Below are 23,923 nucleotides of genomic sequence, written 5' to 3'. Positions count from 1 at the left end.
CTCACCCTCCTGTAATACCGCTTCTGCTCAAAGCAGCTTCTTCTTCACCACATTGTACCGCCTTCATGACAGCTCTGGCCTTGTTCCGACATTCCCGATATTCCCTGTACGGGTCTGAATCAATGACAATCCCCGCACCAGTCTGTAAATAGGCAGTGCTGCCTTTAACAGCTAGTGTTCTTATTATAATATTTAATTCCATATTGCCGTTATAGTCAATCCATCCAAGGGACCCTGTATAAGGACCCCGACGAACGGGCTCTAATTCTTCAATGATTTCCATGGTGCGCACCTTGGGTGCCCCGGTAATGGTTCCGCCTGGAAAGGTAGCAGCAATTACATCTATAGCTGTACGACCCGGGGCTAATTTTCCCTCAACCTGAGATACCAGATGCATAACGTGCGAATAGTATTCGACAGTCAGCAGTTCAGGCACATGCACCGATCCGTATTCAGCAATCCGTCCGATATCGTTACGCTCCAGATCGACGAGCATAATATGCTCGGCGCGTTCTTTTTCGCTTGATAGAAGCTCTGCTGCCATAGCGGCATCTTCATCCGGTGTTAGCCCCCTTCTTCTCGTACCTGCAATAGGTCGGGCGCTCACACGTCCATCCTCCAGCTTCACCAACAATTCTGGCGAGCCACTGACGATCCGTAAATCTGGCATACGCAGCATACCCATATAAGGGGAAGGATTCAGCAGACGAAGCCATTCATATATATTTTCAGGGAGGGCTGTAAGCGCACGTTGCTGACGAATCGACAAGTTAACCTGGAATACATCCCCTTGGGCAATGTATTCCTGCACACGTTTCACGGCATGTTCAAAATCTTGTTGGTTGAATGCCGCTGTCCAACCATCAGATTCTTGATGAGCAGCCTCTAGCCCCTCTTCGGCAAGCCTAGCACAACGACGAGGGTACGCAGGATCAATCTCTCCTGCATTTATGATGTTATTCCACTGAATCAGCATACGTTCTGCACGTTGGGCAGCTTCCGCATAATGCTCGCAAAGTATGGGATTTGGCCCATCCCGTTTAACGGGATTGGTCAAATCGGTATCACGGCTGACTTTATCGGAATGCGCAGGAGCAGGCATATGAACAGCACAATATATGCAGGATTTTTCGTGATCATAAATCCATAGCTCATCCACCCTCATCCATACATAATCAGGTATGCCCGTATCGTCTGCAGCTTGAGATGGCAAACGCTCCAACGAGCGAGCTACATCGTAGCCAAGATAACCCGCAAATCCCCCGGAGAAAAAAGGCATGCCAGGTACACGCGGTGCACGGTAAGGAGCGATCCAGTTGTTCATGACTTTCAAAGGTTGACCATGTATATCTCCATGTTTCCCATTTTGCAAATCGGTCCAAACTGCATGTTCTCCCTTGCCTTCCAATATAGCAACCGGATTTAAAGCCAGATAGGTGTACCTCCCACCTTTAGCGCTCTCCAGCAAAAAGGCATATGGCGACGAATCCTCCCAAGCCTTCCGCCACGATGACGGTAGCCCTCCCACAGGTAATGGGTACTCAGCGATATAGGGAAGTATGCTCCAGCCTTCCTCCTGCCAAACCTGCCACTGCGCCTCCGTCACTCTAGCTGTCGATTTCATCCGTGTGTGCTTCCCCTTCCCTACTTTTCAAAAAGTCTACATTCTCTCCTTAAAAAGAAACCCCCACCCCCCTGCAACAGGGAAATGAGGGAATCCTTACGTATAGTATACACAATTACGACATAATTACAGCTCGAAATTGTATAGTGGCGTACTCAGGTAACGTTCTCCATTACTTGGAACAATGACAACGATCCGTTTACCCTTGCCCAGTTGCTTAGCAAGTTTCAAAGCCGCATGAACAGCCGCGCCAGATGAAATACCGGACAAAATGCCCTCTTCCTTGGCCACTCTACGTGCTACCTCGAAAGCTTCATCGTTTTCTACATGAATAATTTCATCATAGATATCACGGTTTAAAATTTCAGGAATAAAGTTGGCACCCAGCCCTTGGATCTTGTGGGGTCCTGGCTTACCGCCTGCTAACAGCGGGGAAGAGGCGGGCTCTACAGCCACAACTTTAATATCAGGGAATTCTTTCTTAAGCACTTCTCCGGCACCAGAAATGGTTCCGCCAGTGCCTATTCCCGCTATAAAAGCATCCAGAGTTCCGCCAATGGAACGAATGGCTTCCACAATCTCAGGACCGGTCGTTTCACGGTGAATTTTGATATTAGCTTTGTTCTTGAACTGCTCAGCAGCAAAATAATCCGGATTTTCACTCAGCAATTCTTCCATTTTCTTAACGGACCCATTCATGCCTTCTGATCCTGGTGTTAACACAAGCTCGGCTCCATAAGCACGCAACAAATTACGACGCTCTATGCTCATCGTTTCTGGCATAACGATGACTGCCTTATAGCCCTTCGCAGCAGCTACCATAGCCAAGCCGATTCCTGTATTACCGCTTGTTGCTTCAATAATGGTACCGCCTGGCTTAAGCAAACCTTCACGTTCAGCTTCTTCTACCATGCTAATCGCAATACGATCTTTTACACTGGAGCCTGGGTTCTGATATTCCAGTTTCAAATAGATTTCGGCGCTATCTTCCGGTACGATCCGGTTGAGGCGAACGAGGGGTGTTTCTCCGATAAGTTCGGTAATGTTATTAACAACTTTAGCCATGATAATTCCTCCCTGACTGTAGATGATATATTAAAAATTGCGAAATCATATTGTAGATTATTCTTAGTCAATTACTTTAATTTGGTGCCGTTCATTAATTTCCGATAAAAATAGTTGGTTTTATACGCTAATCATAACAATCTTCAATTCCAATGTCAATACGAGTGAATAAGCCGCGATGCTGTCAACCCGCGTTATCAGCATCGGGCTTCCTTCAAACCAATATTCTTTCACTACGTTACAGAGAAGCTTAGGATGTATTCTTTCCAGATAAAATACGCGCTCCATATTTATCACGCAGACCCTTCTCGACCTCTTCCAAAGGAGCGGCTTGTGCAAGCGCAAGAGATCGGCGAATTTGCTGCCGGATCTGCTGCTTATCCGGAGAATTCTTCAACCTTACATCCTGTACATAAATGACAGCATAGCCATCGTTAACAGAGATCGGACCTGCAACATCCCCAGAGCTTAGTTCTCTCGCCGCCTTCATGATCGCCTCCGGTTGCAATGGATCATATTCATCCACCCATCCCAGCTGTCCACTGCTATCTTTGTCGAAAGGCTTACCTGCATGCTCTTGAATCAGCACATCGAAGCTCTCCCCCTGCTTAACCCGATCTAGCAACGCTTCTGCTTCCTCCGCATTATCTACATAAAGAGCTGCCAATTGGATCTGCTTACCGACGGCAAATTCCTCAGGATGCTGCTCCCAATACTCGTCAATCTCAGCTTCCTGAACCTGAATACCCTGCGTGGCTATTTTCTCCAAACCAATCCGGTATTCCGCTTCATTCCGCAAATCAACCGGACCTAAGCCAAACTGTCGCTGCATTTCATCAAAATAGGCATGATCTGAGTCATACCCTTTACTATCCTGCTCCAGCACCTGCTGTAGATCCTCTTGGGTGACCTTGATACCGAGACGCTTGGTTTCAGCCTGCACGGCTTTACGATTCAACATTTGCAACAGCGTATTGGTTCCATATCGCTTTTTCAGTTCCGCTACCCACTGTTCCTCCGATATGCCTTCCTGACCCATCTCCGCCACAGTATGATCGCCGTCATCCTTGCTTACATCACCCGGCTTTGACAGCCCCCGAAGCATGATAAGACCACCCAAGGCGGCGACGCTAACGGTCAGAATAATGACAGCTGTCCATAATCCTTTTTCCCGTGTAGTCATCGCTTGCACCGCCCATCCGGTTAGGCTTTGGCTTGATCTAACAGATTTTGCAATTCATCTTTATTAAACTGATAAGCCTCATTACAAAAGTGGCATACGACCTCAGCCTGTCCTTCTTCCTCAATTAACTGCTCTAATTCGCTTTCTCCCAAACTGATCAATGTTTTTTCCACGCGCTCACGTGAACACTCACATTGAAAATGAATATCCAATTCATCGAGAATCCGAACGTCCGGCAGCATCCAGCGCAGCATTTCATCAAGTTCCAACCCTTGATCCAGCAAAGCAGTAACGGGTGGAATGGAGCTGACTGCATTTTCGATCGCAGTAATCTCATCATCATTCAAGCCTGGAAGCAACTGAATAATAAATCCACCAGCCACAATAACCGAGTTATCCGTATCTACCAGCACACCCAAGCCCACTGCTGACGGGGTCTGTTCCGATTTGGCAAAATAATAGGTAAAGTCCTCACCCAGTTCACCGGAAATAATCGGAGTACTGCCGCGATACGGTTCTTTTAACCCCAAATCCTTGATGATATGAATGAAACCCTCTGTACCTACGGCACCCGCTACATCCAGTTTGCCCATATTATTGCTCGGCAAATGCACATGCGGTTCAGTAACATAACCTCGCACTTCCCCTACAGCATTGGCATCAACGACGATTTGCCCAATCGGTCCATCACCTTTAACTTGAATGGTCAATCGCTCTTTGCCTTTTAGCATAGAACCCATAATAGCACCTGCTGTGAGGGTTCGCCCTAAAGCAGCGGTAGCCGTTGGATACGTATCATGTCTTCTCCGTAATTCCTCTACCAATTGAGTTGTCCGAACAGCAAAAGCTCTAACCCTTCCATCCATGGCTGTGCCACGAATAAGTCGATCCTGCTTATTTTCCATATTGATATCCTCCCCTATTCTCCAGGACAGCTATGCTGCTTATTTTCGTTAGTATGGCTCATCATTGAAGCATAATTTCCTATTATATAAACAACCTGCATCGACAGATCACGCGAATTGTTCAAAAACGTAACATATTTCAGTATAGACGAAAAACGCCGCTAATCCAAACCGATAAGATCATCGGTTGGACTCAGCGGCAGCTTATATCCACTTTTTTTATTCAGCGTTACGTTGGTAAATGATGCGTAATCCTTCGAGCGTCAACATCGGCAGCACTTTCTGAATGCTCTCTGTCTCTGATGCGATCAGCTCTGCAAGACCTCCGGTAGCAATAACCGTAGGTTCCACCTGCATTTCTTCCTTAATGCGCCTCACAATGCCATCCACTTGCCCCGCATAACCGAAGATAATCCCAGCTTGCATGGCATGAACCGTATTACGACCAATAACCTTTTTGGGTTTCTCCAACTCGATGCGGGGCAGCTTGGAAGCCCGTTGATACAGTGCCTCCGTCGAAATCCCGATCCCCGGCACAATGACACCGCCCAAGTAGTTTCCCTTATCGTCAATACAATCAAACGTCGTCGCTGTTCCAAAGTCCACCACAACCAGCGGCCCGCCGAACCGTTCGACAGCCGCAACAGCGTTCACGATCCGATCCGCACCTACTTCACGTGGATTCTCATAACGCAGGTTAAGACCAGTCTTGATTCCCGGCCCGACGATTAACGGCGTTTTGCCTATGTATTTATCGCACATTTCTTCTAATACACGGACCAATGGCGGAACGACAGAGGAAATAATCACTCCCTGGATGTCATCCTTTAATACGCCACCCATACTAAAAAGATTATGTATGAGTACGCCGTATTCATCTGCGGTTGCCTGTCTGGAGGTACTGATCCGGTAATGGTGCAACAGCTCCCGCCCTTCGTATATCCCCAGAACAATATTGGTATTGCCTACATCCACTACAAGAATCAATGGGTGTCACCTATCTTTCTTTGCGTTAAGGTCAAGGCTGATATCCAGGTTATGAAAAGAGTATGTCAGCCTGCCTACAGAAATCACATCTACGCCACTCTCAGCCATCTCACGCACTGTATCCAGCGATACATTGCCCGAGGCTTCTGTTTTGACATGTGGTGCCCGTTCCCGAATGAACCGAACGGCTTCCTTCATATCTGGGGCAGACATGTTATCCAGCATAATGATATCCGCCCCAGCTTCCAGGGCTTCCTGAACTTGTTTCATGTTTTCCGTCTCTACTTCAATCGTCATCGTATGCGGTATATTAGCGCGCGCTCGACTCACAGCTTGTTCAATCCCACCTGCGCCCTTAATATGATTATCCTTAATCATAACAGCATCGTACAGGCCAAAGCGATGATTCGAGCCACCGCCTACACGAACAGCATACTTCTCCAGCAGTCGATGTCCCGGTGTTGTTTTACGTGTATCCACCAAGCGAGTGGACAGACCATGCAATTGATCTATAAAAGCCCGAGTCCGCGTGGCAATACCAGACATCCGTTGGAGCAGATTTAACGCCAATCGCTCTCCGGTCAGAATTGCATGGGTACTCCCCGTTACTTCTGCCAAAACGCTCCCCTTTTCAATCCACTGTCCATCGACTACCAGCGGAGTGAACGACAAGGAAGGGTCCACTACCTGAAATACAAGGGCAGCCACGGGTAACCCCGCAACCACGCCGCTCTCCTTGGCATGAATGACAGCCTTGGATTGGTGGCCCTGCTCAATTGTCCAGCGCGTAGTCACATCGCCAGTGCCCGTATCTTCTCGCAGCCAGCTGCGAATTTGTGCCGTCAGTTCTTCCTGATATCCACTAAACTCTCCATAAAGCTCGCTGTTAGATGTCATGAACGTACTCCTCCGTTATCCCTTGCTCACGTCGTTGCTGAACATGCTTTCGCCAGACGCTATCATCTGTCTCAGGAAAATCCTCGCGATAATGCGCTCCCCGGCTCTCCTCACGTAGCAGCGCACCATCTGTTACTAATAAAGCACAGGTGAGCAAATTGGCAAATTCGATCTCTTCCCGGCTAGCGATCACAGCCTCAAAAATAGGCATTAGCCCTTGCAACTCATCTAATGCTGCTTGCAGCCCTTCGCCGTGCCGACGAACTCCAGCATAACGAACCATTGCTTCTTGCAGCCTATGCCGCTGCTCCGCGACGGATGAAGCCGGGAACTCTGTACGGTTATCGCTATAAGATATCAACGTATGGCCGACTAGCGGTGGCAATGAATGCAGTCGGTCAATAATCCTGCTGGCGAATACAATAGCTTCAGATAACGAATTGCTCGCCAGACGATTAGCTCCGTGAACACCTGTAGAAGAGGTTTCCCCGCAGGCGAACAAACGCGCAATGGAGCTTTCCCCGTGTAGATTAGTCTGAACACCACCCATCATATAATGGGCAGCAGGCGCAATGGGGATCCAGTCTGTCGTCATATCCAAACCAAATGACAGACATGTCCGATAAATGGTTGGAAAACGTTGCTTCACCCGCTCTGGTGGCTCATGCGTAATATCCAGGTATACAAACGCAGCTTGGGTGCGTTCCATCTCATGAATGATAGCACGAGCTACGATATCTCTGGGTGCAAGCTCCTGCCGGGAATCATATTTGTCCATGAAGCGTTCTCCGTGAATATTGCGTAACACGGCTCCTTCTCCCCGTACGGCTTCGGAAATTAGAAACCTTGGAGCGCCCGGATGGCACAACGCCGTAGGATGAAACTGTATGAATTCCATATCCCGTACAATCGCCCCAGCACGATATGCCATAGCGATACCATCCCCGGTTGCAATATCCGGGTTGGTCGTATAACGGTATAATTGCCCGCTACCTCCTGAGCACAAAATCGTTGCATTAGCAGTGATATACGACCTTTCCCCACCTGGCTTTTGGACGAGGGCTCCAATACACTCACCATGCTCCGTCAGCAGATCAATTACCATGCATTCTTCCCACACTTCGATACCGGGATGGGCAGCAACCTGGTCTGATAAGGCACGCACAATTTCATAACCGGTAGCATCTCCATTCGCATGCAAAATACGCCGGTGACTATGCGCTCCTTCCCGTGTCAACGCTAGTTCACCATCCACACGGTCAAAAACCGTTCCCATACGTATTAACTCTTGAATACCAACTGGACCTTCATGGACAAGCGTACTGATCGCCTCAGGTTCACACAGACCTGCTCCAGCAATCAGAGTATCTTCCATATGATAGGCTGGTGTATCCTCGTCCGATGTGACAGCAGCAATGCCGCCTTGAGCATAACGCGTGTTGCTTTCCATCAAAGTCTTCTTGGTAATCAGCAACACTTTCCGATTCTCCGCAGCCTTAATCGCCGTATATAAGCCCGCAATGCCCGAGCCGATAATTAACACGTCGGCCTCCAATCGGGTCAAGTCCGCTACATCAAAATCAACTAGATATCTTGGAATCATGCCTTCACCTGATTTCACAGAAGAATAGCGCACACCATAGGTTCTACAGTATGCGCTCACGTATATGTTCAAAATGATAGAGAGTCGATTGCAGTGACTGTTGGCTTTTATACGCTAAGAAGACGACAGCCGTTTATTTAACAATAAATGTACACAACGTTCCGATGTCTGTCAAATCACGTTATCAATAATCTTCCATTTAAAAAACTCCGGAAAACCAATAATACCTGGTTCCCCGGAGCTTCCTATACGCTTATTCAACTATCCCATCGGATGATTAGGTTGTTGTCGGTGGAGTACCACCGGAGTTGCCCGAATTGTTATCATCCTCTGGCTTTTTCAGATTAGGGATATCATTCGGTTGATCCGTTGTATTCTTAGGCTCGTCATCCTTACCTTGAATACGTACACGGACGTCTCCAATGTTGTCGATCACAGGCTCACCGTTTTCTGGTGTTCCTTCTCCCTCCGTTGTGCCACCATCCAAAGAACCTGTCTCGATCAAACGTTTGATTTGTTCAAGTTCCAGAGTTTCTTCTACCAGCAAGGTTTGAGCAATCAAATGAACCTCTTTGGAATACTTGGTCAGGAGTTCTCTAGCACGCTCATAAGACTCAGTGATGAAGCGATTCATCTCCTGGTCAATCTGATAAGCGATCTGATCACTGTAGTTCTGCTCATGACCGATATCGCGTCCAAGGAATACTTGGCCTTGTGAAGTACCGAACTGCATCGGACCAAGCTTCTCACTCATACCATATTCTACGATCATGCTGCGTGCAATGCTTGTCGCTTGCTGGAAGTCGCTATAGGCTCCCGTTCCGATCTCACCAATGAACAGTTCCTCGGATACGCGTCCACCCAACAATCCAGTGATTTTGTCCAGCAATTCCTGCTTAGTTGTCAACATGCGGTCTTCCTTCGGAAGCATGATGACATATCCGCCTGCACGTCCACGTGGAATAATCGTTACCTTATGAACCATATCCGCATTTTCCAAGAAGAAGCCGATAATCGTATGGCCTGCTTCATGATAAGCAACAATTCGTTTCTCGCGGTCACTGATTACGCGGCTGCGTTTTTCGGTACCTACGATAACACGGTCGATAGCTTCATCTACTTCTCGCATCGAGATATCTCTGCGGTTACGACGAGCCGCCAACAAAGCAGCTTCGTTCAACAGATTTTCCAGATCAGCGCCTGTAAAGCCTGTTGTACGTTTCGCAATTACGTCCAATTTAACATCCTTCGTTAATGGCTTGTTGCGAGCATGTACATACAATACTGCTTCACGGCCTTTAACATCTGGACGGTCAACCGTAATTTGACGGTCAAAACGTCCTGGACGAAGCAACGCCGGGTCTAAGATATCCGGACGGTTTGTAGCCGCTACGATGATGATACCTTCGTTTGCGCCGAATCCATCCATCTCTACGAGCAATTGGTTGAGCGTCTGCTCACGTTCATCATGTCCGCCACCCAATCCGGCGCCACGTTGACGTCCAACGGCATCAATCTCATCAATGAAAATGATACAAGGTGCGTTCTTCTTCGCGTTCTCGAACAAATCACGAACACGGGAAGCACCGACCCCGACGAACATTTCTACAAAATCAGAACCCGAGATGCTGAAAAACGGTACTCCGGCCTCGCCTGCAACAGCTCTCGCCAAGAGTGTTTTACCCGTACCTGGAGGGCCCACTAACAGAACACCTTTTGGAATACGAGCGCCCACAGCTGCAAACTTGCGTGGGTCCTTCAAGAATTCTACGACTTCGACAAGCTCTTGCTTCTCTTCGTCAGCCCCTGCCACGTCCTCGAACGTAACCTTCTTCTTCTCTTCGTTATACAGACGGGCTTTGCTCTTGCCGAAGTTCATAACTTTGCCGCCACCGCCCTGTGCCTGATTAAACAGGAAGAAGAACAACAGGAACATGATCACCAAAGGAATGATAGAAGTCAAAAACGTCAGCCAAATGCTTTCGCCTTCCATTTTCTTCTGCACGTATTCAAACCCGTTCGTTTCGCTGGCATTCACCAGTTCACTTAGTGCTTGATCCGTTGGTGGAACATATACGGAAAAATTGGTCGATTTAGCATTAGCCGGCTGCTTCTTATATGCACCGGTTACAAGATAGGCGTAACCGTCAAATTGGACCGTTACTTTAGAGATGTTATTAGCTTTAACCTCTTGCCGTAATTGGTCATATCTAGGGAGATCGGAGGCTTCGTTACTGTTGCTAACAAACTGAACGATACCCACCACAACTAAAAAAAGAATCAAATAAAAACCAGAATTCCGGATGAACCGATTCATCCCCTACCTCCTCTCGAGACACTTAAGTTATTTTACCATAGCCTGTAAGTCCTTCTCAACAAAGGGCCTTATTTAGTCCTAGGACTGGAGGCTGAGATTAGTTGGTGTAGATTTCCGGCTTTAAAATCCCTATGTATGGGAGGTTCCGGTAGTGCTCGGCATAGTCCAGACCATAGCCGACAACAAACGCATCTGGAAGCGTAAATCCAGTATAATCTGCTTCAAGATTAACTGTCCGGCGTGCAGGCTTGTCGAACAAGGTTACGACACATACCGAATTGGCATTACGGTTTTTAAGCAATTCAATCAAATGCGTCAGCGTCAGGCCGCTGTCGATAATATCTTCGACAATCAGAACGTCGCGTCCTTCTACAGATGCGTCCAAATCCTTAATGATTTTGATGATACCTGAGGATTTTGTGGATGCTCCGTAACTTGATACAGCCATGAAATCAAGCTCCAACGGCACTGTAATGGTTTTAACCAAATCAGCCATAAAGATAAACGCACCTTTCAGTACGCAAATCACCAATGGATTTTTACCTTCATATTTCACGCTGAGCTGTGCACCCAATTCCTTAATTTTACTCTGAATTTCTTCTTCGCTGATCAATATTTCCTGAATATCATTTTGCAACGGTGTAAACCTCCTAAGTTTATACTATGAAAGCCGTTCCTGCGCAATTACCGATGCCCCGGACTCTCTCGTCTTTGCCATGACATATATATAACCGAAGACGTGTGCTTTTGCACTGCGGCATGTACAGAACGTCGTACGCCCGGAATCCAGAGAATAGTTCCAGCGTGGTCGCAGACGATGGGAGTAACGGAACGCATTGAAGGAGGTATTTTTTCATCAATAAAAATATCTTTAACCTTTTTTCTTCCGTTTAATCCCATTACATACATGGTATCTCCAGGTAATCGCGAGCGTACAGTCAAAGGCAGACTCAATTGATCTGCGTCGAACCACGCTTCCTCCTTATTCGCCGGATGGTCCGCATCCGAATAGGAAGCCCTTCGCCACCGAAGTATACCACCTGCCTCAGGCAACTCTAGCTCACCGGAAAAAGGCAATACACTTAGTCCATAGCACCATTCGCCCATAACGACTTGCGTACGGTCAAACAAAACCGCCTGGTCATATTCGCGGACTCCAACCGCACCGCCTCCCAAGTCCAAACTCCATGTAGACGATGCCTCTTGGAGAAGTCTTAGTCGAACGGTCTCAATTTTACGAAAATCAAAATTTTCACTGTCCGAAGGCAGATAATTTAATATTAGTTTAATCAACCTCCGTTGTAAAGCAACGGATAGCTTACGGTATGAAGCGATGGGAAACATGTACCTGCCATTATCCAAGCGCACCATTTTCTCGTATGCCGACAGCGTGGATGCCTCCATAAAGTCATTTTCGTCAGCCATCGTTTCGGCCAGCCGGTTTAGGGACGGTGTCAGTCGCTCATTATATTGCCCCAAAAAAGGAAGCACATCCATGCGAATGGCGTTACGACGGTATTTGGATGATAAATTAGTGCTGTCTATCACATAGGAAAGATCATAAAAGTTACAAAACTCAATCAGGTCAGCCTTGTACATACGTAGCAGCGGGCGAATGAGTTGCACATTTTTTTCCCTGCGCGCCAAACGCATACCTGCCAAACCTGCTGGGCCGCTACCACGCAGCAAGTGCAAGAGAACCGTTTCGGCTTGATCGTCGCCGTGATGAGCCATTGCAATATGCTGTGCTTCCCACTTTGTAGCCATATCATGTAAAAAACTGTAGCGCAGCTCGCGGGCTGCTTCCTGTGGCCCCTTCCCGCTCTCCTTCATATAAGCGGGTACATCCACCCGAGTCATTTCAAATGGAAGTTCGAGCTTTTGGGCAATATTGCGTACCTCTTCAGCCTCCGCATCCGATTCTTCTGGTCTGAAACCATGATGAACGTGAGCGCAGACGAGTTGTAAAGGCATATGTATAACGGATATTTCATGTAAAATGTGCAAAAGGGCCACCGAATCCGGCCCACCGGATACAGCAACCACAATGCGGTCTCCGGGGCTCCACAGTGAATGATCTCGCGCCAAGGCGAGCACTTCCTGTACAACACCGGTCGGTTTTGTTGTTCCCATTCACGACCCTCTTTTCTCCCGACCGTAAAAATGATGATCATCTGTTATCTTATGTAAGTCTGCTGCTACCTTAACGCAATCCAGAGCGCTCCGGCAAGCAGCAAAAGCGATACCGTGAAAGCATATCCCAGCCAGCGTGGGTTCCCTTTTTTGACCGACGATTGCCTGACATGTGCGGAAGCCAAACGTGACCAAGATCGGGCCGCTGCACGAGTATCGGAATATTCTCCACGCACTGCACCCAGCAGCCATTCGGCATAGGGGCGCAATACACGGCTACGGCGAATGATGACCGTCAATTCTGCCGTATTCCGCAGCTGTGGCAGCCTACTCGCAGCGGTCTTTAATGATTCGCTCTCCAATATATGAATCGTTAGAAGAGCGAAGGCAAACAGGTCATACTGGGAATCAGCATTTCGGCTGCCAGCATTCCAGAATCCCCTATCATACCACTCTGTGAATTGTTTAACACTCCGACCAGCAAGAGACACCCCGCCGTAGTCAATTAATTCAGCCTCTCCATAGGCATTGACCAAAATATTCTGCGGCTTCAGGTCGCCAAACACCCATCCTGCCTGATGGAGATCCGCCAGACGATTCAGTATACCGGTTCCAGCCACACCATACCATTCCGGCCCTTTGGCTGCCACAAAACGATGAAGCGGATCACCCTTAACATATCGCATAACATAAAAGGGGATTTCTCCGCTGCGTAACACTACATCATCCACCTCAAACAAAAAGGAAGGATTTCCATTGCGCTGAAGGGCGGCCTGAGTCCCCTGAGACTGCAATGTGGTCAGCACATTAATCTCCGATTGCAGATCAAGCGTGTTCTTCCCCATTTTCAGAGCAAATTGCCGATCGGCCTGTGCTTCTTTTACCAAATATACAGTTCCGTTCGCTCCCCGGCCCAGCAAGCGCTGGATGACATAGCTGCTCCGCTTCCACTTGCCCTTGATGACCGTTCCGGGTGCAAGAACGGGATCAGACGACGTAGTCACCGAGCATCCCTTCTCCTTTGCCATAGGATTCTTCCAGATCTTTCTGTTCTCCTAGTGTAACATATCGGTAATAATCAATCACTTGTAAAATGGCAGGACCTGTCGGTGTTGCCCCTTTCATCCGCAAGCGTCCAAATATCGATTTGATCTGGTTAAGCTCAGAGGTCCAACCGATATCCATGACTGCGTCTTCTCCCATTTTGCCGCCCGGAAAATGAAACACAGATATACGACTGTGTCCGCTTCTGGACTGTAAACTGAGTAGCAAATCACGGATGCTGTCCTCTACAGCAGGTAGCTTGGGCTTCATGCTCGCACTTGCATCAATGAGCAAAGCAATCTCCAGGGTGCTTGTTTCTGTCAGTTCATCCATCACCTCAACCACTTGGGCTCGTTTGGCCGGAGGAAGTTCACCGATATGTTTGGCGCCACCCTCACCCAGAATGTGCGTTAACTCTCTATTAACCGCCTGCTGAATGGTTTGAACCACCGTCTTGCGCGTCATCATCTGCATGGTCTGCGCCAACTGCTTCGTCCCTACGATTTGGCTAAACCCTCCCCCTGCTTTAGCAATTTCTTGAATCTCCGCACTGCCAAGCTCGCCAATAGTTCCATAATCTATGACTCCGGCGACGTTCACTGTAATACCTTCCCGTAAAGCCTGGGCAGCCGCCATGACTGGACTAACACCTACATTCGAGCATCCGTCTGTAATGATCAAAATTTGCTTCATCGTTTTTTGACCTCCGCTTCCTCTTAATCTATCCCGATAGATTCTATCTTTGCCTAATCCGGAACGATTCAAACGAAGGATGCGGATTTTTAAAAATGGGTAAGGAATTTCCCGGGCAATGTCGGCTTAGCTCACCGTCCGTGGACGTTCCAACCACCTCATGCCAGGTACATGGAGAGTTGCCCACTCTGGGCGGAAGTGGTCGATTTTACTAACAACTACAGTCATATCATCATAGATTTGATTTTGCTGGTATCGAATAACCCGTTCTAGCAAACAGTCGGCCAACTGCTGAGGATCTTCGCTTTCAATTTCCTGAATCATGCGTTTCATCCATATTTCCTTATTAACCGCGTAACCCGGTGAGTCGTATATACCGTCTGTAATCATAATGAGAATATCGCCCGGCTGGAGCTGTAGTGATACCAAATCAATTTCAATATCCTGTATAATGCCAATCGGCAAGTTGCTGGCAGATACAGGGGTGACCTCCTCCCCTCTTTTAATAAAGCTCGGCGTAGACCCAATCTTCATAAAAGTTGTCTGGGCCGTGTACTGATCAATCAGCGCCATATCGACCGTAGCGTACATTTCCTCAGGTGATCGCAGCATCAGGACAGAGTTAACCGACTTGATCGCCAACTTTTCGTCCATACCCGATTGCAGTAATTCCTCCAAAATGTTAAGTGCTGCACTGCTTTCTTGCTGCGCGCGCTCTCCGTTCCCCATACCATCACTTAATGAGACTGCAAAAGTCCCGTTCCCTAGCTCCATCATGCTGTAGCTGTCACCTGAGAAAAAATCGCCTCCTTTGGCGGCACTAGCTACCCCTGTAGCAATCTCATACGTTTTAGCAGAGCCGAACATGACTGTAGCCAAGCCTTGGCGGCGATCTGCCTCCGTTTCGCGCATCACAGCTATATGCTCGTCCAGTATGTCCGACAGAAGTGGAGCAATGATTTTCCGACATTCATCAAATCCCCTTGTATAGGCATGGACAATCTCAATTTCTACCTGACCTGCATCCAGATTAATAATCTCAATAGATTGGATGGACAAGCCCAGTCTATCAAGAGCTTCTCGTATTTGCTCCTCCTGCCGATGCATGGTCTGTCCTTCCCGCTGAATTTCTCGCGCTAAATCCTCCATAATTTGTGATACACCCGATAGCTGGTCAGCAACAAGCTGACGACTATCGTATACTTGGCGCTTCCACTGCATATTATGTTGGTAGAGGCTATACTGCTGCTTCATCACTTGCAGGACAGCGCCCGTTTTAGCACATGCCTTGCTCCATTGCGGGGGTATCTGCTCCGGCTCCAAATCCGGGTTATCCTCAATGGCGCTCATCATTTCCGTCATATACTGATGGGTTTGCATAAACTTGCCGTCCCAGCACTGCTCACACTTGAAGCAGGAGGCACATGTCCCTTCTGCCACCGCATTCATAAAGTGTTCGATTTCTCCGTCCGACTTCGTGCTCTCACTCGCAGATATCTGGTGAAAGCTGCGGGATAGCTGACTGAATACACGGGAAAACTTCGTTACCCGCTCTGCGGTGAGATCGCGGACCCTTTTGGCATATTCATGCTGAGATTTGGCGTGGTCCTGCGTACCGGGAACATAGGTAGAAACCGCTTTAAAGAAACTTTTTGGGGTCATTAAGAATAATAGAATCGCCGCACAACTCTCCCAGGTTGACGTCAGCACGTCTCCGGTTCCGTCCAAATAGATCGTCAGAATTGAGGAGCCTAGCAGCATCCCAAGCGCAACAGCACCCTTTTTCCCTTCACGCAGCATCCCTGCCAGCAAACCTGCAAAAGCGAGTAAACTCATCTGCACAATTGCAGACATATTGGCCAAGCTTAAAATTAAACCGGTAATTACACCGACCGATGCACCCAGCGAAGCACCTCCCACCAAAGCAAACACCAAGACCAAATATCGCGACAGTACATGATCGACAGACAATGAATGAACAGTCCAGCCTACTGCTCCCGTCATCACAGAGGCTAATAAAATAATAAGACATAAAATTTCCTCATTTTTGAGCTGGCTTGTCTTCTTGCGGTACGTAAACAACGGTATGGCCTGCGTGAACACCAGCGTAAGCATAAAGCTGAGAACCGCATCCGTTCCCACAATGATAAGCTCATACCATGTGAAAGTTGGAGCCATCACGGCGTTAAATAAATTGACCATAAACACCGACAAGAAAACCATAAGCGGGGCATAGGATAATTCCAGACGGTCGAAGGTTCGTAGCCCGCGATACAGGAGATAAAATACCAGTAGCTCGCCACCAATCATAAATAACGATGGGTAAGGAGCTAATAGGCTGCCTAACACAACGGATACAGCTACAGGCAGCATCAGATCACGCCGAAGAAACGTTATGACCGCAAAATAAGCGAGGGCAAAAGGAGAAAGCTCGTCCAAAATAGTGGCGCGTCCCAGTAGAACTCCCATAGCTGACAATAGCAGCATCCATCTTTGCGCCGTTACCCATTGCACCACTTTATGTGAATCCAGCCGTTTCTTGAGTCTGGAAGACCACCCTTCCGTACGCTCTTTGGATTTGGACTTTCTAGATTTTAACCCCGGAAAATGTACCACGTTCCATTTCTCCATCATGCGTCAGGCACCCCATTCATCAATTTGATGTTCCTATCTTAAACCGGAACGACTGAGAAAGTTTGTCAGAACCCCACGTCTTATTCCAAGAAATTTCCGACAAAAAAACGTTCTGCGCGAAAGGACAGAGCATCACTCTGAACATCAAGCTACGCCCGTATGGAAGCCGATGGAAGAAACGTCCCGCTACTCCTTATATGACCTCTCGATGTCGTTCATCCTGATGTCCAATCTAGCGATTTGCACAGAAGATAGACGGAAAACCGTTGGAGTTTGTCGGACGATTATGTCCTCACGACAAAAAAAACATCCGCTTTCCAGCATCGAAGCTCTTTTCTTCTTCATCAAAATTGCGAATCTCATAAATGCCCGTACGACTAACCACTGGATTCAGCGCCAACAATCGCTGCTTATCGCATCCGTTGTCGGTAGAACGCAAAAAAAACCGTAGCAGTCTCTCGACTGTACGGTTTTCCGTGTATGATTGATACGGTTGTCAAAGTGAATTAAACACGCTTCGCGCCGCGTCCTCCGCGTTTACCTTCGGTGTTCTTTTTCAGCGACGAAATGCGTTCCTCACTATCTTTCAGGAAGCGTGACATTTTATCCTCAAATGAAGGTTTACCCGGTGCAGGCTTGAAAGAACGGCCTCCACGATCGCGGTTGAAACCACCGCCACCACCACCGCGTCCTTGACTTGGACCTGAACCTCCACCGCCGAAACGGTCGCCTCCGCCTGGTCCTCCTGTACGCTCCGGTCTTGGAGCTCTTGGGGGACGGGCTTCACTTGCCGGCTTGTCAATCGTTTGCTTAATGGAAAGTCCGATTTTGCCATCTTTGTCAACATTAATGACTTTCACCGTCACAACATCATTAATCTTCAGGTGGTCGTTAACATCCTTAACATAGTTATCGGCGATTTCCGAGATGTGAACGAGACCCGTGACACCTCCAGACAAATCCACAAATGCTCCAAAATGCGTGATGCCTGTCACTTTGCCCTCTAACTTGGTGCCCACTTCAATTGCCATAGAATAAAATGATCCTCCCTTAAAATATACAACCGATTTTTTTGCAAAAAAATCCCGCTGTGGTGATTTGATTATACAAAATGGCGGAACCAAGGTCAACTAAGCATTGGCCCGATAATGTTCCTATTTTTGATCTCCGATGATTGGCGTCTCTTCCGGTTTGTAAAGACCGTACTTGCTTCTGGCAATCTCGCCAATGTACTCAGGGTCCTTCAGACGATTCACTTCGGTTTGAAGCTGTTGTTCCGTTTGTGTAGCAGCTTGCTTCTGCTTTTCCTTCTGGGTGAGCTGTTCACTTCGATCGGCCATAATCATGCCTTGAGAAAAAAAGGTAAAAATTGCCCAACTACCAAAGGCGGCAAGCGATAGCAACCAAATCATGATTCGCCTGCGCCCGCCCGCGTTGGACTTGGACGTAGAAGATGAATGGCGATCTACAGACGAATTACGCATGATACTACCTCCTTCCAAACCATCTTTTCGCTGTGTTTTTCAGTCTGATACCCAGCTTTACGAGCAACTCTGGAGTCTTCCAGCGCGCTTTAAGCGGACCGATCAGCCATAGGATCGGCTTCCAAACCGGCATCAGGATGTATATCAGCATCCTTCCCAGGAACACAATTAGTGCCCATGTCCATCCGACCAGCTTGCGTAACAGCCGATACAGCGCTAACACCGGAAGAACAATCAGGATGCGCAGTATGCTGTTCACGATCAACGTCAGTCTGCGAACTATCTCTAATAACATTACCACAAAACGTTGGGTTGTAACACTAAAGGCCCAAAAATAGAGCCAAACCCCCAAAAGTAGTCCTAAAAAGACATAAAACCGCAGCTCACCGCGATTACTCGCGTATAGCACACGGAAAATAAACAAAGCCGAGGCCACCCAGTACAGCACGTCCAACATATGAACGCTCCAGCGGGCAAAATGAAAGCGTATGGACAGCACCCGGTAGCTGTCAAACACCACTCCCATGGCTATGCCCGACATCAGCATCCACGTCAACGTCAGCCATTGCGTGTAAGGGTTCATTTGAAGATCTTGCCGAATAGGCTTTTTCCGTTTTTGGCCGGGGCCCCGGGCTCCAGGTAGACGAGGGAAGTAATCAAACCTTCAATGGACAACAGCCCCTCTTCTAGACTGAGGTTTTTGATATGTAAATGTTGTCCGCGAATGGTGAGATGGCCCAGCTCGGTCTGAAGCAAAAATTCTTCACTGTCAAAGCTCTCCACATTGCTGACGCCTGAAATATCGAGTTGCTTGCGGCTTTGCATGCGCAGATCATGGTGCTTGGACTTCCCTTGTTCAATCATGGCATGTACCCCTCCTTCTGTTCTTAGCTTATGAAGGGGGCCGTATGATTTAGAACCGCTTTTGCTGTTAATCAGCATATGATGGACGAAAACTCGTCATTAAAGAAAAAAAGCACTCCTTCATAAAATAATGAAGGAATGCTTTCATGTACAGTTATGAGAAAATCAGATGTCTGCTTACCAGTTCAAACCATTGTCCCTGGCAATAGGCTCTTCCTTTACCAAAGTGTACATACTTGCAGCCTCGTCCTTGCGTGTAGTGTCGGCGAGCCGTTCCACTCGCACGGTCACCAGCTTCTGGCCAAACTGGACGGTAATTTCATCGCCTACTTTGACCGCACTGCTCGGCTTGGCTTCGCGTCCGTTCACCAGCACTCTCCCTTGTTCGGAGACGTCCTTGGCTACCGTACGCCGCTTAATCAGCCGCGAGACTTTCAAGAATTTATCAAGACGCATTAGTTAACGGCTTCTTTAAGCTTATTACCGGCTTTAAAAGCAGGAACGGTCGATTCTGGAATTTCAATCGTGTTACCGGTTTGTGGATTGCGGCCTGTACGGCTGGAACGCTTGCGTGTTTCGAAAGTACCAAAGCCGATCAGTTGCACTTTGTCACCGCTAGCAAGTGCATCTGTAATTTCACCAAGAACGCCATTCAATACAGCTTCAACGTCACGTTTGCTCAAACCGCTTTTGCTGGAAATATTGTTGATCAGATCTGTCTTGTTCATAAGATAAAAGCCTCCCAAATGTCAAAAAATAATCATCACGCTGCATGTCCATTTATGGAGCAGACGTGAGGTCCAACTGTGGCCGAAGCCCTCCTGAATGTCACTGTAACACGCTTAACTATAAGCTACAGTTATTTTCAGAATTACTACAAGTTATTCTGGCTTGTCCGTAAAAATCCTGCAATAACAGGCGTTTTTTTATTCGACCCCAGTTAAGCCAACATCCTACTACAAAACTCTGTCCATTGGCAAGTCTTCTCAAACTGAGCCTTCTTTCAACCCTGCATATGTCCCATTTTTCTGGTCTGTGCAGCCAAAAGCGAATGTGTGGAATCACGCTTTGCCAAGGAGCTTTTTCGCTTCCTGCCAGTAAGTCTCCATTTCATCTACGCTGCTTTCTTCGGGACGACGCCCCTGCTCGCGTAATTTCTGCTCAATATACTGGAAACGGTCGACAAATTTGCGATTGGTGGCGGACAATGCCTCTTCTGGATCTACTCCCATGAACCGGGCTGCATTCACGGCAACAAATAACACATCGCCTAACTCCAGCAACTGGGCTTCCACGGCATGCCCTTCACGAACCGCTTCCTTCAACTCAGCCACTTCTTCGTCTAATTTATCAAATACGCCCTCAATGCTATCCCAGTTAAAGCCTACTTTAGCTGCTTTCTTCTGGAGCTTGTACGATTTCATAAGAGCAGGCAGATCACGTGGAACCCCATCCAGTACGGAAGGGTATGCTGCCGTCGTGCCTTTAAGCCGTTTTTCCTCAGCCTTCATCTGCTCCCAGTTTTGCAGCGCCTCTTCCGCATCATTCGCTTGATTGTCACCAAATACATGTGGATGACGGAAAATAAGCTTATCATTCAGCCCCTGGATAACATCATACACATTGAAGGTTCCGACTTCCTCTTCCATTTGGGCATGCAGCAAAATTTGCAACAACAGATCGCCCAGTTCTTCCTTCATATGCTCAGGGTCGTCCTCATCTATCGTTTCGATGACTTCATACGTTTCTTCGATCAGATTTTTGCGAATCGACTGATGTGTCTGTTCACGATCCCATGGACAGCCCTCCGGGCTGCGTAAAATATCGACAATCTCGTGTAGACGGTCAAAAGAACGCCGTTTCAGCGCCTCATCTTCACTGCGAGGTATGTATACCAAGGATAGGTTCCCGTAGCCCTCTACTCGATCCAGCTCGTACAGCGGCACCTTGTGCACCGCTTCCTCACCTTCCACCCCAAGAGCGTGACCGACATACACCTCATAATCGTCAGGATACCGCTCCATCAGGCACAGCTTCACATCAGATGCCGTGAAGGTGTCATATACCTGTCCGATCAGCGTATGCAGCTGAGGCTGGAGCCAGCTGGCATCCAGTGTACCTGCGTCCAACAGCTGGAAACCCTCAATCGGATCAAAACCAAGACGCACAAAAGCTTCATCCAGGAAACTTTCGCCGCCCAGAATGTTCAGTTCAATCCCTTGCGCAGGACAACGCTCCTTAAGCAACTGCACCGCTGCTTCTGCCACCATCGGGTGACCGGGAACCGCATAGACGATTTCGCTTCCGTCTGCCGCCTTAGCAGCCGTCGTAATTAATTGGCTGGTAATTTCCTCGTATACCTCTGGAAAGGACTCCTTTGTCTCATATACGTTGTCAAACGACTCAAAAGGCACTTCAAACTCATTCAGTACTTGAACCGCAGGATGCTCCTTGGTCCGCAGATAGAGCGCTGAAGCGCCCCGCATTTTGTTCAATATCCCTATCGTAAGCTGATCCGGGTCTCCCGAGCCCAGACCTACGACCGTTAATGTTACGCTCATATTCAATCCTCCGTTTCGCAGAAACAAGGTTCTTGCTCGAAAAAATACACGGCCTAACCCGCTTCCGCTTCCTTTGCTTTGGCATTTACTATACCACAAAGTTGTATAGGCTCATAAAATGGCTGTGCCGCTTTCGCACCCTAAGCCCTATGCCTGGGCTAAGCCAGTACACGTAGCCTGCGCAGCACGGCTGCCAGCGGGCGTCCGAGCTTGGGCACCGCCACAAGCTCGGCTTCCGTGATCAGCCTCAAGCGTGCGAGGCCGATCACGAACACTACGGTGCCTGCGGCTACGCCCAGCAGGCTCTCCGCGGCTGCCGTGGCACGACCTCCGGCAGCCCACCCCAAGGCACCCAGCACAGCGCTGGTGCCCCACATCGCCGCCCCGGCCGCACCAGCCAGGGCGATAAGCAGTGCCGCCGGCTTGAGCACGCTGGCGGACCAGCTCCCACGCAGGCCTACCAAGCGAGCCAGCAGCACGATGTTGATCACCGCCGCCAGCAGATAGGCGACAGCCCCCGCAATGGCGGCTCCAGCCGTGCCTAGCTGCGGCACGAGCAGCCAGTTTAGCAGCGCCTTGGCTACTGCGGCCGCGAGCATCGCCAGAGCCGGCGCGCGAACCGCGCCAAGCCCTTGCAGCAGCGCAGCCGAGATGATGCTGAGCGTGCCGCCTACGGCGGTTAGCGCCATCCAGCGCATAACCCCGCTGCCGGTGTCGTCCGCATACAGCATCACATTGACGGGCACAGCCAGCACGATCAAGCCTGTCGCAGCGGCTAGTCCCAGTAGCCAAAACCAGCGCAGCGATTGCTCGCACTGGCGACGTGCCAGCTCCGTACCGCCGGTTATCCGGGCCTCAGCCAGCGATGGAATGAATAATGCCGACAAGGTGGTGGCAAACATCATGACTAGCTGTACCAGCGGCAGACCTCGGTTATACACGCCAAAGGCCACCATAACCGCAGTATCGTCCAAACCCTCCTGCTTTAACAATCGAGGTACGGTAAATGTGTCTACCAGACTAATTAACGGAACGGCTAGCGCTCCAAGGCAAACAGGCAAGGCATAACGCAGCAGCGCCTTTAGCAAGGCACCGTTGCTTTCCGCTGGGTGTAGCTCTTCAGTTTGTGCTTGCACTGTGGCCATGACCGTCCCTTGTCTTCTAAGCCTCTTCCTGTGATTTCGCCAATATAGCAACATGACGACCAAGCCCGCTGCTCCGCCTGCTGCTGAACCAAACACTGCTCCGGCGGCAATCATATCCGCCCCCGCTCCTTGTGACAGCATGAGCAGCAACAGCATAATCATCACGCTTACCCGTATCGCCTGCTCCGTCACTTGGGAGATAGCAGTCGGAAGCATATTTTGCAAACCTTGAAAATATCCTCTCAATCCCGCCATAACCGGCACGAACAAAAAGGCAAACGCCGCCGCCCTCACCGACGGAATGACGTGAGCATTGTCGATCCATTGACCAATGAGCGGCGCACACGTATACATCAGCACGCCCAGGATCAATCCAAACACACCCAAGACAAGCGAAGATAGCCAAGCAACACGTTGCCCCGCTGCCCGGTTTCCCACTGCCTCAAACTCAGCTACAAATTTGGATATTGCAGCCGGAAATCCAGCAGCTGCAATGGTAATGAACAGCGTATAAAAAGGATAAACCGTATTATAAATGCCAAACACGCCGTCGCCGCCGATATTCTGCAGCGGGATTTTTTGCACTGTGCCGATCAGCTTGCTCGCTACCGCTGCCAGTGTCAAAATGACAGCACCCCGTAGCAGCCGCGAAGCGGCGCGATTTTCCTGCATTCTCCGTCTTCACTCCCACCTGAAATATGCATCTTTCACCAGTCCTATTATACCGCCTCTTCTCCCGGAAAGAAAAAAACCCTGTACAACGTAGGACGGCTTTCGCCATTCT

22 protein-coding genes are annotated in these 23,923 nt (G+C 48.8%); all 22 read right to left on the bottom strand.

The window, feature by feature from the left end:
* Position 1: 1 nt before the first annotated feature.
* The 22 genes from NLX78_RS24405 to NLX78_RS24300 all read right to left on the bottom strand — a co-directional run bounded on the left by NLX78_RS24405 (position 2) and on the right by NLX78_RS24300 (position 23,811).
* Positions 2-1,624, bottom strand: a complete 1,623-nt coding sequence (locus NLX78_RS24405) for an anthranilate synthase component I family protein (RefSeq protein ID WP_254351766.1) — start codon at positions 1,622-1,624, stop codon at positions 2-4.
* A gap of 126 nt (positions 1,625-1,750) precedes the next feature.
* Positions 1,751-2,689 carry a cysteine synthase A gene (gene cysK / locus NLX78_RS24400; RefSeq protein WP_061831241.1) on the bottom strand — a complete coding sequence of 313 codons (939 nt, stop codon included), beginning with the start codon at positions 2,687-2,689 and terminating at the stop codon, positions 1,751-1,753.
* Positions 2,690-2,939: 250 nt separating this feature from the next.
* On the bottom strand, positions 2,940-3,872 hold the full coding sequence (locus NLX78_RS24395; RefSeq protein WP_254351765.1) for a peptidyl-prolyl cis-trans isomerase: 933 nt from the start codon (positions 3,870-3,872) through the stop codon (positions 2,940-2,942).
* Between the two features lie 20 nt (positions 3,873-3,892).
* Positions 3,893-4,777, bottom strand: a complete 885-nt coding sequence (gene hslO / locus NLX78_RS24390) for an Hsp33 family molecular chaperone HslO (protein WP_254351764.1) — start codon at positions 4,775-4,777, stop codon at positions 3,893-3,895.
* A gap of 219 nt (positions 4,778-4,996) precedes the next feature.
* Entirely contained in the window at positions 4,997-5,764 is a 768-nt protein-coding gene (locus tag NLX78_RS24385; RefSeq protein WP_013368697.1) for a type III pantothenate kinase, read from the bottom strand.
* Between the two features lie 6 nt (positions 5,765-5,770).
* Positions 5,771-6,661 (bottom strand): carboxylating nicotinate-nucleotide diphosphorylase, encoded by an 891-nt coding sequence (nadC, locus tag NLX78_RS24380; protein ID WP_254351763.1) that lies wholly within the window; start codon positions 6,659-6,661, stop codon positions 5,771-5,773.
* Positions 6,651-8,264: an L-aspartate oxidase gene (nadB, locus tag NLX78_RS24375; RefSeq protein ID WP_254351762.1), complete on the bottom strand. Its 1,614-nt coding sequence runs from the start codon at positions 8,262-8,264 to the stop codon at positions 6,651-6,653. Before nadB ends, nadC begins: the two co-directional genes overlap by 11 nt.
* 277 nt (positions 8,265-8,541) lie before the next feature.
* Entirely contained in the window at positions 8,542-10,581 is a 2,040-nt protein-coding gene (gene ftsH / locus NLX78_RS24370; protein ID WP_069290759.1) for an ATP-dependent zinc metalloprotease FtsH, read from the bottom strand.
* Positions 10,582-10,678: 97 nt separating this feature from the next.
* A complete protein-coding gene (gene hpt, locus NLX78_RS24365; RefSeq protein WP_254351761.1) occupies positions 10,679-11,218 on the bottom strand; it encodes a hypoxanthine phosphoribosyltransferase in 540 nt (179 codons plus the stop codon).
* Positions 11,219-11,265: 47 nt separating this feature from the next.
* Positions 11,266-12,714, bottom strand: a complete 1,449-nt coding sequence (gene tilS / locus NLX78_RS24360; protein ID WP_254351760.1) for a tRNA lysidine(34) synthetase TilS — start codon at positions 12,712-12,714, stop codon at positions 11,266-11,268.
* A gap of 65 nt (positions 12,715-12,779) precedes the next feature.
* Positions 12,780-13,718 (bottom strand): protein kinase domain-containing protein, encoded by a 939-nt coding sequence (locus tag NLX78_RS24355; protein WP_061831248.1) that lies wholly within the window; start codon positions 13,716-13,718, stop codon positions 12,780-12,782.
* The gene (locus NLX78_RS24350) at positions 13,702-14,451 is read right to left on the bottom strand and encodes a vWA domain-containing protein (protein ID WP_023986444.1); all 750 of its coding nucleotides are present in this window, start codon (positions 14,449-14,451) and stop codon (positions 13,702-13,704) included. Before NLX78_RS24350 ends, NLX78_RS24355 begins: the two co-directional genes overlap by 17 nt.
* A gap of 126 nt (positions 14,452-14,577) precedes the next feature.
* On the bottom strand, positions 14,578-17,085 hold the full coding sequence (gene spoIIE / locus NLX78_RS24345) for a stage II sporulation protein E (protein WP_254351759.1): 2,508 nt from the start codon (positions 17,083-17,085) through the stop codon (positions 14,578-14,580).
* 292 nt (positions 17,086-17,377) lie between these two features.
* Positions 17,378-17,524 carry a hypothetical protein gene (locus NLX78_RS24340; protein WP_155765239.1) on the bottom strand — a complete coding sequence of 49 codons (147 nt, stop codon included), beginning with the start codon at positions 17,522-17,524 and terminating at the stop codon, positions 17,378-17,380.
* Positions 17,525-17,591: 67 nt separating this feature from the next.
* Positions 17,592-18,116 (bottom strand): S1 domain-containing RNA-binding protein, encoded by a 525-nt coding sequence (locus NLX78_RS24335; protein ID WP_014279051.1) that lies wholly within the window; start codon positions 18,114-18,116, stop codon positions 17,592-17,594.
* A gap of 123 nt (positions 18,117-18,239) precedes the next feature.
* Positions 18,240-18,569, bottom strand: coding sequence for an FtsB family cell division protein (locus NLX78_RS24330; RefSeq protein WP_013308137.1), 330 nt, complete (start codon positions 18,567-18,569; stop codon positions 18,240-18,242).
* A 4-nt stretch (positions 18,570-18,573) separates the two neighbouring features.
* Entirely contained in the window at positions 18,574-19,152 is a 579-nt protein-coding gene (gene yabQ / locus NLX78_RS24325) for a spore cortex biosynthesis protein YabQ (RefSeq protein ID WP_254351758.1), read from the bottom strand.
* Entirely contained in the window at positions 19,149-19,433 is a 285-nt protein-coding gene (gene yabP, locus NLX78_RS24320; protein ID WP_025721693.1) for a sporulation protein YabP, read from the bottom strand. Before yabP ends, yabQ begins: the two co-directional genes overlap by 4 nt.
* 177 nt (positions 19,434-19,610) lie before the next feature.
* Complete coding sequence (locus NLX78_RS24315; protein ID WP_016818913.1) at positions 19,611-19,889, bottom strand: RNA-binding S4 domain-containing protein; 279 nt, start codon at positions 19,887-19,889, stop codon at positions 19,611-19,613.
* Positions 19,889-20,161 (bottom strand): HU family DNA-binding protein, encoded by a 273-nt coding sequence (locus NLX78_RS24310; RefSeq protein WP_007428028.1) that lies wholly within the window; start codon positions 20,159-20,161, stop codon positions 19,889-19,891. The genes NLX78_RS24315 and NLX78_RS24310 overlap by 1 nt, the downstream gene beginning before the upstream one ends.
* 333 nt (positions 20,162-20,494) lie before the next feature.
* Positions 20,495-21,994, bottom strand: coding sequence for a bifunctional methyltransferase/pyrophosphohydrolase YabN (gene yabN, locus NLX78_RS24305; protein WP_254351757.1), 1,500 nt, complete (start codon positions 21,992-21,994; stop codon positions 20,495-20,497).
* 158 nt (positions 21,995-22,152) lie between these two features.
* Complete coding sequence (locus NLX78_RS24300; RefSeq protein ID WP_254351756.1) at positions 22,153-23,811, bottom strand: putative polysaccharide biosynthesis protein; 1,659 nt, start codon at positions 23,809-23,811, stop codon at positions 22,153-22,155.
* Between the last annotated feature and the right edge of the window lie 112 nt (positions 23,812-23,923).

This window comes from Paenibacillus sp. Lou8.1 (assembly GCF_024213565.1).
Classification (GTDB): domain Bacteria; phylum Bacillota; class Bacilli; order Paenibacillales; family Paenibacillaceae; genus Paenibacillus; species Paenibacillus polymyxa_B.
This window is presented reverse-complemented; position numbering and strand designations above follow the sequence as displayed.